This window comes from Fuscovulum ytuae, from assembly GCF_029953595.1.
GTDB classification, from domain to species: domain Bacteria; phylum Pseudomonadota; class Alphaproteobacteria; order Rhodobacterales; family Rhodobacteraceae; genus Paragemmobacter; species Paragemmobacter ytuae.
In genome coordinates this window covers 3,050,510-3,067,320 of the sequence record NZ_CP124535.1, presented here as the reverse complement: position 1 = coordinate 3,067,320, position 16,811 = coordinate 3,050,510, and the positions used below count along the sequence as shown (strand labels likewise).

At 65.3% G+C, this 16,811-nt stretch carries 23 protein-coding genes; 10 read left to right on the top strand and 13 right to left on the bottom strand.

The window, feature by feature from the left end:
• Window positions 1–38 precede the first annotated feature (38 nt).
• Together QF092_RS14785 and recR are read left to right on the top strand one after the other, a co-directional pair.
• The gene (locus tag QF092_RS14785) at window positions 39–392 is read left to right on the top strand and encodes a YbaB/EbfC family nucleoid-associated protein (protein ID WP_281464961.1); all 354 of its coding nucleotides are present in this window, start codon (window positions 39–41) and stop codon (window positions 390–392) included.
• A 10-nt stretch (window positions 393–402) separates the two neighbouring features.
• Entirely contained in the window at window positions 403–1,011 is a 609-nt protein-coding gene (recR, locus tag QF092_RS14780; protein WP_281464959.1) for a recombination mediator RecR, read from the top strand.
• A gap of 63 nt (window positions 1,012–1,074) precedes the next feature.
• On the opposite strand, the gene QF092_RS14775 is transcribed toward recR, so the two are convergent.
• Window positions 1,075–1,833: a DUF1013 domain-containing protein gene (locus QF092_RS14775; protein ID WP_281464957.1), complete on the bottom strand. Its 759-nt coding sequence runs from the start codon at window positions 1,831–1,833 to the stop codon at window positions 1,075–1,077.
• A gap of 124 nt (window positions 1,834–1,957) precedes the next feature.
• On the opposite strand from QF092_RS14775, the gene QF092_RS14770 reads away from it, so the two are divergent.
• Window positions 1,958–2,605 carry a ribonuclease T2 family protein gene (locus QF092_RS14770; RefSeq protein WP_281464955.1) on the top strand — a complete coding sequence of 216 codons (648 nt, stop codon included), beginning with the start codon at window positions 1,958–1,960 and terminating at the stop codon, window positions 2,603–2,605.
• Between the two features lie 79 nt (window positions 2,606–2,684).
• Window positions 2,685–3,140, top strand: a complete 456-nt coding sequence (locus tag QF092_RS14765) for a baeRF12 domain-containing protein (protein ID WP_281464953.1) — start codon at window positions 2,685–2,687, stop codon at window positions 3,138–3,140.
• Here QF092_RS14765 and QF092_RS14760 read toward each other — a convergent pair whose 3' ends face one another.
• Both QF092_RS14760 and QF092_RS14755 read right to left on the bottom strand, forming a co-directional pair.
• Entirely contained in the window at window positions 3,141–4,130 is a 990-nt protein-coding gene (locus tag QF092_RS14760; RefSeq protein WP_281464951.1) for an NAD(P)H-quinone oxidoreductase, read from the bottom strand. It lies immediately after the preceding gene.
• A 15-nt stretch (window positions 4,131–4,145) separates the two neighbouring features.
• A complete protein-coding gene (locus QF092_RS14755; protein WP_281464949.1) occupies window positions 4,146–4,850 on the bottom strand; it encodes a COQ9 family protein in 705 nt (234 codons plus the stop codon).
• Between the two features lie 120 nt (window positions 4,851–4,970).
• On the opposite strand from QF092_RS14755, the gene rpsU reads away from it, so the two are divergent.
• Window positions 4,971–5,177 (top strand): 30S ribosomal protein S21, encoded by a 207-nt coding sequence (gene rpsU, locus QF092_RS14750; protein WP_023666753.1) that lies wholly within the window; start codon window positions 4,971–4,973, stop codon window positions 5,175–5,177.
• 356 nt (window positions 5,178–5,533) lie between these two features.
• Here the strand turns inward: rpsU and QF092_RS14745 are convergent, their stop codons facing one another.
• Window positions 5,534–5,995 carry an Lrp/AsnC family transcriptional regulator gene (locus tag QF092_RS14745; protein WP_101919317.1) on the bottom strand — a complete coding sequence of 154 codons (462 nt, stop codon included), beginning with the start codon at window positions 5,993–5,995 and terminating at the stop codon, window positions 5,534–5,536.
• 155 nt (window positions 5,996–6,150) lie between these two features.
• Here QF092_RS14745 and ald point away from each other — a divergent pair, with 155 nt between their 5' ends.
• A complete protein-coding gene (ald, locus tag QF092_RS14740; RefSeq protein WP_281464944.1) occupies window positions 6,151–7,269 on the top strand; it encodes an alanine dehydrogenase in 1,119 nt (372 codons plus the stop codon).
• A gap of 52 nt (window positions 7,270–7,321) precedes the next feature.
• Here ald and mscL read toward each other — a convergent pair whose 3' ends face one another.
• The 5 genes from mscL to mobA all read right to left on the bottom strand — a co-directional run bounded on the left by mscL (window position 7,322) and on the right by mobA (window position 10,424).
• The gene (gene mscL, locus QF092_RS14735; protein WP_281464942.1) at window positions 7,322–7,747 is read right to left on the bottom strand and encodes a large conductance mechanosensitive channel protein MscL; all 426 of its coding nucleotides are present in this window, start codon (window positions 7,745–7,747) and stop codon (window positions 7,322–7,324) included.
• A 121-nt stretch (window positions 7,748–7,868) separates the two neighbouring features.
• A complete protein-coding gene (locus tag QF092_RS14730) occupies window positions 7,869–8,462 on the bottom strand; it encodes a GNAT family N-acetyltransferase (RefSeq protein WP_281464940.1) in 594 nt (197 codons plus the stop codon).
• Window positions 8,459–9,349, bottom strand: coding sequence for a molybdopterin guanine dinucleotide synthesis (locus tag QF092_RS14725; RefSeq protein WP_281464938.1), 891 nt, complete (start codon window positions 9,347–9,349; stop codon window positions 8,459–8,461). The genes QF092_RS14730 and QF092_RS14725 overlap by 4 nt, the downstream gene beginning before the upstream one ends.
• Complete coding sequence (gene mobB / locus QF092_RS14720; protein WP_281464936.1) at window positions 9,346–9,837, bottom strand: molybdopterin-guanine dinucleotide biosynthesis protein B; 492 nt, start codon at window positions 9,835–9,837, stop codon at window positions 9,346–9,348. Before mobB ends, QF092_RS14725 begins: the two co-directional genes overlap by 4 nt.
• Window positions 9,834–10,424 (bottom strand): molybdenum cofactor guanylyltransferase MobA, encoded by a 591-nt coding sequence (gene mobA, locus QF092_RS14715; RefSeq protein WP_281464934.1) that lies wholly within the window; start codon window positions 10,422–10,424, stop codon window positions 9,834–9,836. The genes mobB and mobA overlap by 4 nt, the downstream gene beginning before the upstream one ends.
• Before the next feature lie 81 nt (window positions 10,425–10,505).
• Between mobA and QF092_RS14710 the strand changes: the two genes are divergently transcribed.
• Both QF092_RS14710 and QF092_RS14705 read left to right on the top strand, forming a co-directional pair.
• Window positions 10,506–11,210, top strand: a complete 705-nt coding sequence (locus QF092_RS14710) for an AzlC family ABC transporter permease (RefSeq protein WP_281464932.1) — start codon at window positions 10,506–10,508, stop codon at window positions 11,208–11,210.
• Window positions 11,207–11,533, top strand: a complete 327-nt coding sequence (locus QF092_RS14705; protein ID WP_281464930.1) for an AzlD domain-containing protein — start codon at window positions 11,207–11,209, stop codon at window positions 11,531–11,533. Before QF092_RS14710 ends, QF092_RS14705 begins: the two co-directional genes overlap by 4 nt.
• Here QF092_RS14705 and QF092_RS14700 read toward each other — a convergent pair.
• From QF092_RS14700 to QF092_RS14685, 4 genes are all read right to left on the bottom strand, one after another.
• Complete coding sequence (locus tag QF092_RS14700) at window positions 11,530–12,135, bottom strand: hypothetical protein (RefSeq protein ID WP_420026546.1); 606 nt, start codon at window positions 12,133–12,135, stop codon at window positions 11,530–11,532. The two genes, QF092_RS14705 and QF092_RS14700, sit on opposite strands and share 4 nt — an antisense overlap.
• A gap of 38 nt (window positions 12,136–12,173) precedes the next feature.
• The gene (locus QF092_RS14695; protein WP_281464926.1) at window positions 12,174–12,320 is read right to left on the bottom strand and encodes an aa3-type cytochrome c oxidase subunit IV; all 147 of its coding nucleotides are present in this window, start codon (window positions 12,318–12,320) and stop codon (window positions 12,174–12,176) included.
• Between the two features lie 75 nt (window positions 12,321–12,395).
• Window positions 12,396–12,878, bottom strand: coding sequence for a DUF6173 family protein (locus tag QF092_RS14690; protein ID WP_281464924.1), 483 nt, complete (start codon window positions 12,876–12,878; stop codon window positions 12,396–12,398).
• A gap of 76 nt (window positions 12,879–12,954) precedes the next feature.
• Window positions 12,955–13,908, bottom strand: coding sequence for an L-threonylcarbamoyladenylate synthase (locus tag QF092_RS14685; RefSeq protein ID WP_281464922.1), 954 nt, complete (start codon window positions 13,906–13,908; stop codon window positions 12,955–12,957).
• A 125-nt stretch (window positions 13,909–14,033) separates the two neighbouring features.
• Between QF092_RS14685 and QF092_RS14680 the strand changes: the two genes are divergently transcribed.
• Window positions 14,034–15,737: an acyl-CoA dehydrogenase family protein gene (locus QF092_RS14680; protein WP_281464919.1), complete on the top strand. Its 1,704-nt coding sequence runs from the start codon at window positions 14,034–14,036 to the stop codon at window positions 15,735–15,737.
• A gap of 24 nt (window positions 15,738–15,761) precedes the next feature.
• Window positions 15,762–16,805, top strand: a complete 1,044-nt coding sequence (locus QF092_RS14675) for an MBL fold metallo-hydrolase (RefSeq protein ID WP_281464917.1) — start codon at window positions 15,762–15,764, stop codon at window positions 16,803–16,805.
• Window positions 16,806–16,811 lie beyond the last annotated feature (6 nt).

Here is a 16,811-nt window from a genome sequence, read left to right as displayed (position 1 = left end):
CCCCTATCACTGCAAAAGATCATGGAAGGAGCGGCGCGATGCTGAAGGGATTGGGCGGTCTGGGCGGACTGGGCGACATGGCCAAGATGATGAAGGCCGCGCAGGAGATGCAGGCCAAGATGGCCGAGATGCAGGAGCAGATGGCATCGACCGTCGTGGTGGGTGAATCGGGCGCGGGCCTTGTGAAAGTACGGGCAACGGCCAAGGGCGAGGTGACGGGGCTGGATATCGACCCGTCGATCCTTGTCGCCTCGGAAAAAGAGGTGGTGGAGGACTTGATCATCGCCGCCATCAAAGACGCGCAGGTCAGGGGCCAGAACCGCATGGCCGAAGAGATGCGCCGGATGACCGAGGCGCTTGGCCTGCCCGCCGATATGAAACTGCCTTTCTAAGGCGGCCTCCATGGGCAACGGGGGCGAGACCCCGCGCGAGATCGAGGCGTTGATCGACCTAATGGCGCGTCTGCCGGGGCTTGGGCCGCGTTCCGCCCGCCGCGCGGTTTTGGTTTTGTTGAAACGCCGGGGGGCGTTGATGGCACCCTTGGCACAGGCCATGGCACAGGTCGCGGCCTCGGCCCGCGATTGCCGGGTCTGCGGCAATATCGGGACTGCGGACCTGTGCCCCATCTGCGCCGATGACCGCCGTGCCACGGGCGAGATTTGCGTGGTGGAGGATGTGGCGGACCTCTGGGCGCTGGAACGCGCCGGTGTGTTCCGCGGGCGCTATCACGTTCTGGGAGGCACACTTTCCGCGCTGGATGCCGTAGGGCCAGAGGAATTGCGCATCCCCGCCCTGATCGACCGGGTGGCGGCTGAGGGCGCGCGCGAAGTGATCCTTGCGCTGAACGCAACGGTGGATGGGCAGACAACGGCCCATTACATCGCCGATGCTCTGGCCGGACTTGAGGTGACAGTCACCTCCCTCGCCCAAGGCGTGCCGATTGGTGGTGAGTTGGATTACCTTGACGACGGCACGTTGGGCGCGGCGCTGCGGGCGCGGAAGTCTTTCTAAACGCAGAAAAGGAAAAGGGCCGGGCAATACGCTCCCGGCCCCTGATCCTATTGCCCACAGCCATCAGCGGCGGCGGGTATCGTCTTCCTCATCCTCGTCATCGTCATCCGATTGCGGCAGATTGAAGAAGCTTTCGGCATCCGAGAAATCGGCGGGCTTTTCTTCCTCTTCGCGGCGGGTGAAGGCGGCAAGGCCTTCAAGGCCGGTGGGCATCTTGGGATCGTCCGACATGCCAAGCGATTGTTCGGTCGACACCAGTTTCCGCCGTTCGTCATCCGACATGACAGACCCCTCGGAAGCCTTGCGGCGGGCCGCCTGCTGCACCGCGGTATCCAGTTCGGTCTGACGGCACAGGCCAAGGGCAACGGGGTCGATGGGCGTGATGTTGTTGATGTTCCAATGGGTCCGTTCCCGGATCGACTGGATGGTCGGCTTCGTCGTGCCGACCAGTTTGCCGATGGCACCATCCGACAATTCCGGGTGGAACTTCACCAGCCAAAGGATCGCCGCTGGGCGATCCTGACGCTTGGACAGGGGGGTGTAGCGCGGGCCGCGACGCTTTTCCTCGCCCACGGCGGCAAGGTTGTGCTTCAGGCGGAGCTTATAGGCCGGATCGGCCTGACCACGCTCGATCTCGATCTGTTCCAGTTGGTTGTTGGCGATGGGATCGAAACCCTTCACGCCGGCTGCCACGTCGCCATCAGCGATGCCCTGCACCTCAAGTTCGTGCATCCCGCAGAAATCGGCGATCTGCTTGAAAGACAGGGTGGTGTTGTCCACAAGCCAGACGGCGGTGGCCTTTGCCATGAGGGGCTTCGTCATCGGATCGCTCCTTGCAATATCTTTCTCTGGCCGGGAAATCGGCTGCGACCGGGGCCGCCATTCCACGATTTCGGGGAAGTTCAGGCGCGGATATAGTCAGTTTCGCAAGCGGAGGGAAGGGAAAATGCGTGTGATCTTTGCGGTACTAGTGGCGCTGGCGATGACGGGGGCGATGACGGGGGTCGCGCGGGCCGAGGGCGAGAGGGCGGGGGATTTCGACTATTACGTGATGGCCCTGTCATGGTCGGCCAGTTGGTGCGCATTGGAGGGCGATGCGCGCGACGACCCGCAATGCGATGCCGGGCGGGGGTTGGATTTCGTGCTGCACGGGCTTTGGCCACAATACGAGGACGGCTGGCCCAGCTTCTGCCGGACGGCAGAGCGGGACCCGCCGCGTTCGATGACGTCGGCGCAGGCGGACCTGTTCGGAGGCGCGGGGGCGGCCTTTTACCAGTGGAAAAAGCACGGGCGCTGTTCGGGGCTCTCAGCGTCGGAGTTCTACGATTTGGCCCGGCAGGCGCGGGCGCGGGTCACGGTGCCAGAGGTGTTCCGCGGCCTTGCACGCGACATCCGGCTGGAGGCAGATGTGGTAGAGGACGCATTTCTTGCGGCAAATCAGATGCTTGTGCCGGAGGATGTGGTGGTCACCTGCCGTCAGGGTATGGTGCAAGAGGTGCGCATCTGCCTGACCAAGGGGCTGGAATTCCGCGCCTGCAGTGGAGATGTGGGCCGGGTCTGCCGGGGTGTGATTGGGATGGAGGCAGTGCGTTAAGATTTGCGCCAGATCAGGGCGGGGACTTAGGCGCGGGTGTTTAATCCGTGGACCGACTCACCTTGGAAGGGACAGGAACATGGCACTTCTGGCGAAGGGAACATGGGCGATTGTGATGGACGAGGAGCGGGCCATCATTCTGGAAAATACCGGGACGGTGGACAGGCCGCATCTGCAGGAGGTGGACAGGATCGAGGCGGACCCGCCGGCCCCCTATAGCGACAGGCCGGGGCGCATGCATGATGTGGGCAAGGATCACCGTTCCGCGATGGAAATGCCCGATCTGGACCGGATCGGCGGAGAGCGGCTGGCCGCACAGGTGGTGGGCCAGCTGAAGAAGGTTGCAGGGACGCGACCCGTGATGATCGCAGCGGCGCCGCAGGTTCTGGGCGCGGTGCGGGCGGAACTGGATCGGCAGGATGCGGTGACGGGGCCTGGGAAGATCAACCTGCTTTGCACCATTCCCAAAACGCTGACCGGGATGGGACCGTCAAAGCTGCCCCCGATCCTGCAAGCGGCGCTGGACGAGGTCTGATCACTCCACCTTCAGCACGATCTTGCCCACATGGCCGGAGCTTTCCATGCGGGCATGGGCGGCGGCGGCGTCTTGCAACGGGAATTCGCTGTCCATCACGGGGCGCAGCTTTCCGGCAGCGATCATCGGCCAGACATGCGCCTCGACCTCCGCCGCGATGCGGGCCTTGGCAAGGTCGCTTTGCGGGCGCAGGGTCGATCCTGTGATGGTGAGGCGGCGCATCATCACCTCGGCAAAGTTCAACTCGACCTTAGGGCCTTGCAAGAAGGCGATCTGCACCAATCGCCCTTCGGTTGCCAAGGCTTTGACATTGCGGGGCAAATAGCTGCCACCGACCATGTCGAGGATGAGCTGCGCGCCGCCTTCATCATGCATCATGGCGACGAAATCACCCGTGCGGTAGTTCAGCGCCTTGTCCGCGCCAAGCGCCTCACAGGCGGCGCATTTGTCATCTGACCCGGCGGTGGTGAAGACCCGTGCGCCCAGCGCCTTGGCGATCTGAATCGCGGTGGTGCCGATGCCGGACGACCCGCCATGGACGAGGAACCGTTCCCCCGCCTTCAGCCCGCCGCGCATCACCACATTCGACCAGACGGTAAAGCAGGTTTCGGGCAGGCAGGCCGCTTCGCGCAGCGACAGGCCTTCGGGAATGGGCAGGGCGTGGGCTTCCGGGGTGGTGACATATTCTGCATAGCCGCCGCCCGGCAGGAGGGCGCAGACCTTGTCGCCGATTGACCAGCGCGTCACGCCGGGGCCGATTTCGACCACGGTTCCCGACGCCTCTAGCCCCGGCAGGGGCGAGGCATTGGCGGGCGGCGCATAGCTTCCGGCGCGTTGCAGGGCATCGGGGCGGTTCACCCCGGCATAGGCGACGCGGATAACGATCTGGCCGTGGCCCGGCACCGGAACGGGACGGGTACATGGTTTCAAAACCTCCGGCCCGCCGGGTTCGGTAATTTCCACGGCGCGCATCGTGTGGGAAAGTTCCATTGTAAATCCTTGGTCTTAGCCTTGCCGGAAGCGATCCATCATCTTGCCGGGCAGGTCATCGGGAACTGTCGGCACGCGCCATTTCTCCATCACCTTGGCGGGGCCTGCAAGCAGGGCCTTGCCAAGCGGGTTGTCCTTGATCTTGGCCTTCAAGGTTTCGATTTGCATCACGTCAGCGATGCGGCGGTCGAGGAAATCCCATGTCGCCTGATGGCCGAGGCTGTCATCCCCCAGCCAGTATAGGACGGTGGAGCCGTAGACGGCGGAAAGGGTGGCGCGTTTGGAATACCAGTTCAGATCGCGTGTCGTATCGCCCAGCGCCGTCCAGATGGCGTCAGATGTGCCCCAGATCAGCTTTGCCCCTTCGGCGGCGTACTGCGGCAGTGCAAAGAGCGTGGTGCCCCGACGGACGAGTTCGCGGTCTTCCACGAGATCAAGCCGAGTGCGCACGGCAAAGGCGATGCGGTCGCGAAAGCGCATCTGGGAAAGGTCAGTCATTCCAAGGGTTTCGACCATGCGGCGGTCGCCGTCCTTGTGATAGGCCACGGCAAGATCGACACCGCCACGGGGGTAAAGGGCGCGCGCCAACCCCTCTGCCACGCCCGAATCGGCAATGGCAGCGCGCAGGGTGGTTTCGGACCAGCCGTCGAAGGGCACATGGGACAGCGCCGCATTCAGCACCGCTTCGCGCGCGTTTTCAGGGGGTTGCTGGCTTTCCATGGCGGTCTCCTTCACGGGTGGCGGTGGCGGCATCGGTGGACAGGCCGCGTTTCCTTTGTTATAGGGCGCGCGCCTGCACACTGTAGTGCAACTCTAACTTAGGAAGGTGGTGACAACCACATGCAGGTCAGCGTCCGCGACAATAACGTCGAACAGGCACTCCGTGCCCTGAAGAAAAAGCTCCAGCGCGAAGGCGTTTTCCGTGAAATGAAGCTTAAGCAGCATTTCGAGAAACCGTCCGTCAAGAAAGCGCGCGAGCAAGCCGAAGCGGTCCGCCGTGCGCGCAAACTCGCGCGCAAGAAGGCGCAGCGCGAAGGCGCCCTTTAAGGCGTTAGCGACACTGGGGGAGCGATCCCCGCCCGATCAACCCCCGTCCGCAAGGCCGGGGGTTTTTCATTGCCTCGCTGCTTAAGACTCGCGGATTTCGTTTGGTTTTTCAGCGGGATGGATGAAAACATTTGTGCCCTGTTTTGTGCCGCCTTTTGTGCAGCAAACTGTACATACAAATTTCAGCAGAGATCGGGGTCGATTCATGGTTAATCGTGCGCTGATGCAGCGCGATTTCTGGCGCAGAAATCGCGGCGAAATCTGACGCAGATTTCGTCTGTCAACCTTGTACCCGGTGGGTCACCGAAATCTGCGCCAGATTTCGGTGCGGAATTTGCGTCAAATTCCGTCCCCCCTCACACGGCCAGCGCCGTCGTTTGCACCACCGTCCGCAATGCGAAGGAGGAATGCATCTGACGGACCCCCGGCAGGCGCGACAGATACTGACGGTGGATGCGCGCGAAGTCTTCGGTATCCTGCGCGAGGATCTTTAAAAGGTAATCCGCCTGCCCCGCCATCAGATGGCATTCGAGGATGTCGGGAATGCGGGCCACCTCACGTTCAAACGCATCCAGCAATTCATCGGCCTGCCCTTGCAGCGTGATCTCCACATAGACCGTCGTCGGACGGCCTAGGCGGCGGGGGTCGAGCAGCGCCACGTAACCGGCGATGAACCCCTCTTCCTCAAGCCGCTGGGTGCGGCGGTGGCAGGCCGAGGGTGAGAGGTTCACCCGTTCCGACAATTCGGCATTGGTGATGCGGCCTTCCTTCTGCAAGACGGTCAGGATACGGCGGTCGGTTGCGTCAAGTTCGGACATTGTGGAAGAAACCTTCGCCAAAAGTGCCATTTGCGGTGAAAGTTACCGCAAAGCCTGCCCGGCGTCATCCAGTATTCAAAGCAATTGCATCCGATCTGGCGGAAGCTTTTCCCATCCGGGCCGAGGAGGGCCCGCACGGGAGAGAGAGAAGTCAGATGAAGATCGGATGTCCGAAAGAGATCAAGCCGCAGGAGTTTCGCGTTGGCATGACGCCGATTGCGGCGCGCGAAGCGGTGGCACATGGGCATGAGGTGCTGGTGGAAACCGGCGCGGGGCTGGGCGCGGGCTTTGCCGATGCCGATTACATCGCAGCAGGCGCGGCCATCGCCGCCGATGCGGCCGAGGTCTTTGCCAAATCCGAGATGATCGTGAAGGTGAAGGAACCGCAGGCGGTGGAACGGGCGCGGCTGCGTGAGGGGCAGGTGTTGTTCACCTATTTGCATCTTGCCCCGGATCCGGAACAGACCCATGACCTGTTGAAATCCGGCGTCACGGCGATTGCCTATGAAACCGTGACGGATGACCGGGGCGGGTTGCCCCTCTTGGCCCCGATGTCCGAGGTGGCGGGGCGATTGGCCCCGCAGGTCGGGGCATGGACGCTGCAAAAGGCCAATGGCGGGCGTGGCGTGCTGCTGGGCGGGGTTCCCGGCGTGTTGCCTGCCAAGGTGGTGGTGATCGGCGGCGGGGTGGTCGGCACCCATGCGGCGCGGGTGGCGGCGGGGATGGGGGCGGATGTCACCATCCTTGATCGGTCAGTGCCGCGCCTGCGCTATTTGGACGACATCTTCCACGGCACGGTGAAGACGGGCTATGCCAGCGCAGGGCTAACGGCGGACCTTGTGGCCGAGGCCGATATGGTGATCGGGGCGGTGCTGATCCCCGGCGCGGCAGCACCAAAGCTGGTGACGCGGGCGCAGTTGAAGACGATGAAGCCCGGCGCGGCCATCGTGGATGTGGCAATCGATCAAGGTGGATGTTTCGAAACGAGCCGCGCGACCACCCATCAGGACCCGATCTATGAGGTGGACGGCATCCTGCATTACTGCGTGGCGAATATGCCGGGCGCGGTGGCGCGGACGTCAACGCTGGCTTTGGGGAATGCGACAATGCCCTTCATGCTGGCCTTGGCGGACAAGGGGTGGAAACGCGCCTGCGCCGAGGATCGGCATCTGTTGAACGGGTTGAACACCCATAAGGGCAAGCTGACCTATGAGGCGGTGGGCACGGCGCTGGGTCTGCCCTCGATCAGCGGGGCCGAGGCCTTGGCACTTTGAAATGAGATGGGCCGCGGGATGACCCGCGGCCCTTTCGCCACAGACGCGGATGTCACTTCTTCAGCGCGTCGCGGATCTCCATCAGGATATCAAGTTCGGTCGGGCCAGCCGGGGCGGCGGCGGCTTCGGCGGCCTCTTTCTTGGCGGTGGCCTCTTTCAGCTTGTTCACCGCCTTGACCAAAAGGAACACCACCCAGGCAATGATCAGGAAGTTGATCACGGCGGTGATGAAGGCCCCATAGGCAAAGACCGGCGCGCCTGCATCGCGCGCAGCGGCAAGCGAGGCCGGGTCGGTGCCCGACAGATCGATGAAGAGGTTCGAGAAATCCACCCCGCCCGTGACCAAGCCGATGATTGGGTTGATCAGGTCGCCGACAAGCGAATTGACGATGGCGGTGAAGGCCGCGCCAATGATGATACCGACAGCAAGATCGACGACATTGCCACGGGCGATGAAGGTTTTGAATTCGTTGAGCATTCCACTGGTTCCCTAGGTTCTTCGGTTTTGGCCCCGCCGCCTTTCGCTTGGGGCATCCGAAAGTATGCATAGATTTTGAACGAATGCACCTTTTTCGCGTGGGGCCGCGAAGGGACCGGGATCAGACTGTCCGCACCATCGTATGGGCGGCGTTGAAGCCGAAGATCAGGCGCAAAGGGCCGATGCCTGCGGTGCGGGCCACGACGAAGCCTTGCCGTTCATAAAGGGCCTTGGCACGCCAGTTTGTATCGACCACATCCAGCCGGACCGCCGGATAACCACGGGCGCGGGCCTCGGTCACGATGGCCTCCAAAAGCGCCGATCCGACGCCTTGGCCACGGGCGGCGCGGCTGACGCAGAGGCCGTCCAGCAGGAAGCGGCGGTTGTCCACCTCATTGCCCAGAAGGCGCAGGACAAGCCCGCGCCAGCGCCCGCCGAATTGGCCATAGACGGCGCGGAGGTCGGCATCGGTTCCCCCGGCAAAGCTGCCCTGGCCGGTCTTGAACCCGGCAAGGCCCAGCAGGCGGCCTTCGGCGTCGATGGCGGTCAGGCAGTGGTCGGCGCGCATGACACGGGCGAGGAAGCGTAGGGCGGCCTCTTCGGGGCCAAGGACGCGGCCCAGTTTGCCGCCAAAGGCCTGCCAGTAAAGGGCGGCGGCCTCGGCGCGGAGGTGATCGGGCAGGCCCCGTTCGATGCGGATGGCGGTGCGGGTCATGGCCCCTCCGCCGCGGCGAGAAGCGCGGTTTCATGGCCTGCGCCAAGGATCCAGCCTTCCTCGTGGAGATCATCGATATCCTTGGCGGCAAACAGGGGATCAAGCGCTCTCCGATCGGAAAGCCGCCAAAGCGCGCGGGCCAGAAGGGTGACCTGCGCCGCGTCCTTGATGCCGGGCTGTTGCGCGACGAGAGGGGCGAGGAGCGAGGGGTAAACCTCGGACAGAACGATGGGGCAGGTGTCGGGCGGATCGAAAGGCCAGACGGCGGTGCCTGCGCATTGCGACAGGCGGTGGATCATGGGCAGGCCCATCAAGGCCTGCGACCCGACGGAGCCTGTGGTGAAGAGCTTCCACACAGGCTGCGCGCGGGGAACGCACCGCTCCACAGCGCGGCGTTCGGGCAGGCCGAGGGCGGGGTAATCGACGGCCTTTCGCTCTGGCAGATGGGACAGGGGCAGGCCGGAGGGGCGGCCCCAGAAGGGGCCCCCCGCCGACCCTGCCCCTGCCTTTGCGGCGAAACTTGCGTTGATTTCATCCGCCACGGCAAAGCGGTTGTTGCGGTTGCCCATATCCGTCACCCGTTCGGCCAGCCACCGCCAGAGGGCGCGGGGATCGGCCTGCCCGGTCAGGCGGGCGGCAAAGCCCTTGGGATAGCCCATCGGGAAATCAAAGCCGATCAGAAGGCGCCGATCTGCCGTGCGTTCGGCATCGATCAGGGCGGAAAGTTGTGCCTCGGCCTCGGCCCGGGTGCGGAAATAGCGGGCTTCCGTCCCTGCGGCGGTCGCGGTGCCGATCCAGATCGCATCGGCAGAGGGGCGGGCGGGTGACGGGCCATTGCTTGCCGACCAATCCACGATGGCAACGGTGTCGAATGCTGCGATGGTCACAGCCCAACCTCGGCCAAAATGAAATCGGCAACCGCCTTGGTATCGTTCAGGTCAAGGACCGGCACGGGCAGGGCAAGGCCCGCCGCATCCGTCGCCACGGCGCGGACCAGCGGGTCGCCCGTCTGGATCAGGGGTTGGCCGGTTTCGCGCCGCCACACCTCGACCTTGCGATGGGAATCGCGCTTGTAACCTTCGACCAGCACCAGATCGACGGGGGCAAGCCGGGCCAGCACGGCGGCAAGGTCGGGTTCGGGGCCGCGATGTTCCACCATCAGGGCAAAGCGATCCTTGGAGGCCAGCACCACCTCGCGCGCGCCGGCCTGACGGTGGCGGAAGGTGTCTTTCCCCGGCTGATCAAGGTCCACCTCGTGATGGACATGTTTGACGGTAGAGACGGAGAAGCCACGCGCGGTGATTTCAGCCACCAGCCGTTCCATCAGGCTGGTCTTGCCCGAATTTTTCCAGCCGATGACGCCATAGACCCTCATGCCGCGCCCCTTATGCGTGCCTCGGCGGTGGCAAGGTCTTCAGGCGTGTTGAGATTGGCGAAGGCCCCATCGGCGGGGAAATCGGCGCGGGCCGCAGCAAGGCTATCGGCAAAGTCGCGGACGCGCGGCTTGGCGCCGCTGGCAAGGAAGGTGGCCAGCGCCGCGCGCGCGGTGACGGGCCAAAGGCCGCAGGTGGGATGATCATTGCCACCCGATCGGGCCAGCGCCACCCCCGTGCCTTCGGCGGCCAGAAGAAGGCGCGGCACCAGATCGGGCGGCAGGAAGGGCGCATCGACGGGAGCCGTCACCAGATGGGTCGCGCCGTGGGACGCGGCCCAGCCCAGCGCGGCGAGCAGGCCGGAGAGGGGGCCATGCGAGCCGTCCTGATCTGCCAAGACCGTCAGACCATAGGGCGCGAACCGCGCGGGATCGCCATTCGCGCTGATGGCCAGACCTTCGACCTGGGGTTCCAGCCGATCCAGCGCATGGGCGATCAGGGGGCGACCGGCCAGCGGCAGAAGGGCCTTGTCGGCCCCGCCCATCCGCCTCCCCTGCCCGCCTGCAAGGATCACCCCGAAAATCCGCATCCTGATCTTTCCCTTTGCTGCGGAAAGGCCTAAGCCCTTCCTTGCGCAAGGTAAAGCGCGAGGCCGGATGTCTCTTCGCCCATGACCCCCCATCGCACCGCATTTCTGCGCGGCCTGCTGGCCGCCCTGCCGATGACGGTGGTCGTCGGCCCTTTCGCGCTGTTGTTCGGGGTGGTGGCAACGGAAGCCGGGCTAAACGTCGCGGAGGCGATGCTGTTTTCCGTTTCCGTCTTTGCGGGCGCGTCGCAATTCGCGGCGCTTCAGACGATGCAGGAAAATGCGCCGGTTCTGGTGGTGCTGGCCACAGCGCTGGCGGTGAACCTGCGGATGGTGATGTATTCGGTGACGCTGGCCCCGCATTTCGGGGAATTGCCGCTGCGGTCGCGGGCGCTCATGGCCTATTTCCTTGTGGATCAGAGCTTCGCCACAACCGTGGCCGAGATTGACCGCCGCCCCGGCATGACCGCGCAGGAAAAGCGGGCGGTGTTCTTTGGTGCGGTGGTGGCGGTGGCGCCTTTGTGGTTCATGGCGTCGCTTGCGGGGGCGATGATCGGGCGGGCGATCCCGCCGGATTATGCGTTGGATTTCGCGCTGCCGATCACCTTTCTGGCCATGGTTGCGCCAATGCTGCGCAGCCTGCCGCATCTGGCGGCGGCGGGGGTGTCGATCGTGATGGCGCTGGCCTTGGCGGGGATGCCTTATGGCACGGGCTTGCTGGTGGCGGCATCGGTCGCCATGGCGGTGGGTGCGGGGCTGGAGCGGTGGTTGGAGTTGCGGCGGGGATGATCGACAAGACCACCTTCTGGATCGTGCTGCCCGCGCTGGCCCTTGGCACCTATGCGATCCGCTTTTCCTTTCTTGGCACGCTGGGGGCGCGGCCCCTGCCCCTTTGGCTGACGCGGGCCCTGCGCTACACGGCGGTGGCGGTGCTGCCCGCGTTGGTGGCACCGGGCGTCTTGTGGCCGCCCGCGACGGGAGGCGAGACGGACCCCGCGCGGCTCGCCGCTGCCTTGGTCACGCTGGCGGTGGGGGTGGCCACGCGCAGCACGATGGGGGCGATCCTTGCCGGAGGCGGGACGCTGTTCGTGCTGCTGGCGACGGTGGGTTAAAGCGGCGATTGCGCCGATTGCACCAGAAGGACGCCGTGATTCTTATCGGCATCCTCGTCATAGATGACGCGAGTGGTGACGCCGGGAAGGCGGCCGAAATCTTCCATCAGCTTGTTCGGATACCAAGTGGAACGGATGGATTCGAACCCGGGCACGCCACGCAGAACATCGGTGATCGACCGCGCGCATTGCGCCTTTGGCACCGCGCCATATTCCTTGACCCGGCGCGCGACCAGATCGGCCACGCCGGGTGACACGACGATGGTCTGTTCGACCACGCGGAACGTTTCGCGCGCGTGATAGTCGATGTAGAAATCCACGATGCGCGGGGTGATCCCGTAATGCACATCGTTGCGTTCGGGGATGCGGGGATGGTTCCAGGTTCCAGCCGGATCGAACATGATCCGTTCGGAATCGTTGACCATCAGCCCGCTATGCGCCCCGGCGTTGGAGCGGTTGTTGATCACGGTAAAAAGCGTGATCGCGTTCGGGCCATCATGCACGTAGCGCGCCGCCTGCACCCGTTCCTCGGGGGCCCAGACGGGTTCTGCCCCGCAAGCCGCAAGCGTGAGGAGCGCGAGAAGTGCCAAAACGGCGCGCAACATGATCAGGTCCTGAAATAAAGGGGGCGGGTCCTGCCTCAGGCGCCGGCGAGGGCGAGGAAGATCAGGATCGCGAAGATGATGATCACGCCCCATTGCGTGAACTTCATGAAGCCCGCGAAGGTCTTTTCCTGCGCCCGGATGTCCATGCTGCCCGGCTTGAATTCGTGGTTATGGTCGGCCATGTCGGTTCCCTTTTCCGTCTTTCTGCGCCGAATACCCGATTCACGCCTGCCTGTCACCCCTTGCAGCGCGCCCCATCAGGCCGAAGCATCGCCGGATTCGCCGCCTGCCCATTGCGACATCATCTGAAAGCCGATGCGGCGGGGCGGTTCTTCGGGTTGTTCCTTTGGAATGGCGCGCAGAAGGACGTTCAACTGACTGACATGCTGGATGAGCTGGGTCTTCAGCCCGTCCTCGTCGCGGCCATAGAACGTGACAAGATCGGGGTCGAAGAAGCCGACGCCTTCGATGGCCAGAACCCCGGCCTGCCCGCCTGCGAAACCCATCGCCACCTCGTGATCGGCGTCCAGCTGTGCCTCGAAGTTCTGGATATAAAGGATGAGGCGCTCATAGGCCCATTCAGCGGGGCTTTTCTCTTCGACCTTGCGGCGGGTGGCGGCCTTGGGGAGGGGCGCGGTTTCCAGCGCGCCGCATTGCGACGGGTCGGAATGCACGGCCTTGGCGCGCGGGAGGGCCGAAGCCTCGATCGCCTCGGCGGTGGTATGGATGTCGTCTGTCATGGCCTGCCCCCCGTGCCTGCCCCCCCTGTCGCGGCCCTAGGGAACGGGATCGGGGGCGGGGTTGCAAGGGCGGTGATTACCCTCGGGGGGCGGCGGCGCGGCGAAGGCGGTCGTTGATGGCCCGGCCAAGGCCACGGTCGGGGATAGGGGCAAAGGCGATGCGGCCTGCGGGACCTGCCAGATCATCCGCCTGCCGGAGAATATGGAAGAGGCGGGCCGCCGCCTCGACATCATCGCCCGTTTCAGAAAGCGAGAGCGCCGCGCCGGGACAGGGGCCGAAGCCCACCCAGACCTCGCCCGCCTCGGGCGCGGTGACGTTCAGCCGGACCGGCGCGCCGGGGGCGTAATGGCTGGCCAGTTGGCCGGGCGCATTGGGGCGGGTTTCAGACCCGCCCGCCTGCAGGGATTGGCCAAGGGCGGCCTCCAGCGCCTCGACCGTCACGCCGCCGGGGCGGAGGAGGGCGGGGTCACCGTCCAACCCGATGATGGTGGATTCCACCCCCACCGCGCAGGGCCCGCCATCGACCACCGCCACGATACGGCCTGAAAGCCCCGCCAGCACGTGATCCGCCCGCGTGGGCGACACCTTGCCCGACGGATTGGCCGAAGGTGCCGCGAGCGGCCCACCAAAGGCGCGCAGCAAGCCCTGCGCCACGGGATGTGCGGGCAGGCGCACGGCCACCGTGGGCAGGCCCGCCGTCACGAGGGGCGATATCCCGGCATCAAGCCGCAGGGGCAGGACAAGGGTCAGAGGACCGGGCCAGAAGGTCGCCGCCAATGCCTCGGCCCGCGCGTCGAAGCGGGCCACGCTGCGCGCGGCCTCCATATCGGGGACATGCACGATCAGGGGGTTGAAGCTGGGCCGTCCTTTGGCAGCAAAGATCGCCGCCACCGCCCGGTCATTTCGTGCATCGCCGCCAAGGCCATAGACCGTTTCCGTGGGAAAGGCGACCAAGCCGCCTGCGCGCAACAGACCCGCCGCGCGGGCGAGGCCGTCGGTCGTGGGGGCCAGGGTCAGGGTATCGGTCATGTCGTGACGCAGCGTTGGGCTTGAGTGGGGGGCGCGGGGCTGTAAACCTTTGCAGGTCCGCTGTCCTAGCGCGGCAGGGCCCCGATGCCAAGCCGCCCGCGACAGCGCCTTCGAAGGAAAGACCCATGCCCTACCGCGCGCCACTTGCCGATTACGACCTGCTTCTGTCTTTGGTCACGGGCTATGGGCGCGTCGCGGCGACCGACCGTTTCGCAGACGCGTCGCCCGACACGGCCCGCGCCATTCTGGCCGAGGCGGGGCGGTTGGCCGAGACTACCATCGCGCCCCTGAACCGCGTGGGCGACAAGACCCCGGCACGGTTGGAAAACGGCATCGTGCGCACCCCCCCCGGCTTTGCCGACGGCTATCGCGCGATTGCCGAGGGTGGCTGGATCGGGATGGCGGCGCGGGCAGAGAATGGCGGGATGGGCCTGCCGATGACGCTGGCCACGGCGGTGAATGAAATGCTGGCGGGGGCTTGCCTTGCCTTGCAGATCGGCCCCCTTCTGACACAGGGGCAGATCGAGGCGCTGGAACATCACGCATCGGAGGCGCTGCGTTCGATCTATTTGCCAAAATTGATTTCGGGGGAATGGGGCGGGACCATGAACCTGACCGAACCGCAGGCCGGGTCGGATGTGGGGGCGCTGCGCACGAAGGCAGAGCCGCTGGGTGATGGTCGCTATGCGATCACGGGGCAGAAGATTTACATCTCATGGGGGGATGCGGATTTCCTGCCGAATATCTGCCATCTGGTGCTGGCCCGTCTGCCGGATGGTGCGGCGGGGACGGCGGGGATCAGCCTTTTCCTCGTGCCGAAATTCATCCCGGATGCCGCAGGGAACCCGGGCCAGAGGAACAACCTGTCGGTCGTGTCCTTGGAACATAAGCTGGGTCTGCACGGGTCGCCCACCTGCGTGATGCAATATGATGGCGCGACAGGCTGGCTGGTGGGAGAGCCGCATAAGGGCATGGCGGCGATGTTCACCATGATGAACAACGCGCGGCTGGGCGTGGCGGTGCAAGGCGTGGGTGTGGCCGAGGCGGCGTTCCAGCAGGCGCTGGCCTATGCCGAGGGGCGGGTGCAGGGGCGCACCCCCACCGGGCGCGCGGCGATCACCGACCATGCCGATGTGCGGCGGATGCTGGCCTCTATGCGGGCGCAGGTCTTTTCGGCGCGTGCCATCGCGCTGTCCTGTGCGGTGGCGATTGACATGGCGGCAGCGACGGGCGCACCCGAATGGCAGGCGCGCGCGGCGCTGTTGACCCCGATTGCCAAGGCCTATGGCACGGATACGGGGCATGAGGTGGCGCAGATGGGCGTGCAGGTCCATGGCGGGATGGGGTTCATCGAAGAAACCGGGGCCGCGCAATTCGCCCGCGATGTGCGGGTGACGACGATCTATGAAGGCACGAACGGCATTCAGGCGATGGACCTGACGGCGCGCAAGATGGCCGATGGCGGGGCGGCGGCCTTTGCCCTGATCGACGAGGTGCAGGCGGCAGCCGAGGCGGCGCGGGCCGCGCTGCCCGATCTGGCGGGGGATGTCTGGAACGCGGCCGAGGCGCTGCGCGAGGGGACAGAGGCGCTGCTGCGGCAAGACATGACGGATCGCTTTGCGGGGGCGGTGCCGTATTTGCGGGCCTTCGCCGTTGTGCTTGGGGCGGATGCCCATCTGCGGGCGGCCCATGCCGCCGGGGGCGCGCGGGTGGCGTTGGCGCGGGTGGCGATCCGGCGGCTGCTGCCTGCCCATGCAGGCCTGCTGGCCGAGGCGCGGGAAGGCGCGGCGGGGCTTTATGCGCTGTCGGCGGAAGACCTTGCTGCGTGAGGGCGGGCGGCTTAAGGCGGGGGCATGACTGACGCGACGCCAGAGACAGGGATCCGCTACCCGTTCGATACGCCCCCTGCCGAAGGGCAGGCGGTGGAGGTTGCCCCCGGCATCCTGTGGCTGCGCCTGCCGCTGCCGATGGCGCTGGATCATGTGAATGTCTTCGCGCTGGATGATGGCGATGGCTGGACGGTGGTCGATACGGGCTTTGCATCGAAACGCGCCAAGGCGATCTGGGAGGGGCTTTTGGCGGGCCCCTTGGCGGGCAAGCCTGTTACCCGCGTGATCGTGACGCATTACCACCCCGATCACATCGGGCTGGCAGGCTGGTTCCAGTCGCGCGGGGCGGAATTGGTGACGACGCGGACAAGCTGGCTTTATGCGCGGATGCTGGTTCTGGATGAACATCCTTTGCCTGTTGCAGAGGCGGTGGAGTTCCAGCGCCGCGCGGGGGTGGGGGCGGATCGGCTGGCATCCTATGCCGCAACGCGGCCTTTCAACTTTGCCGATGTGGTGGCCGCACTGCCCCCCGGTTTCACGCGCATCCGCGAGGGGGATGTGGTCACCGCCGGGGGCCGCCGCTGGCAGGTGCGCTGCGGCGATGGGCATGCACCGGAACATGCGACGCTGTGGAGCGTGGAGGATGGGCTGATCCTTGGCGGCGATCAGCTATTGCCGGGGATTTCGGCCAATATCGGCGTTTATCCGACGGAACCCGATGCCGATCCGCTGACGGAATGGCTGGACAGTTGCGCGCAATTTCAGCCGCTGGCGCGCGAGGATCAGCTGGTACTGCCGGGGCATAAGCTGCCCTTCACCGGGCTGCCCCTAAGGCTGCGGCAGATGATCGACAACCATGAGGGGGCCTTGGCGCGTCTGCTGGACCACCTGGCCACGCCACAGGTGGCGGCGGGCTGTTTCCTGCCGCTTTTCAAGCGGCAGATCGACGGACCGGAATTTGGCATGGCACTGGTGGAATCGGTGGCGCATCTGAATTGCCTGCGGCAGCGGGGGCAGGTGACGCGGCATCTGTCCGAGGATGGCGCATGGCTGTGGCAGGCCTGCTGACCGCCG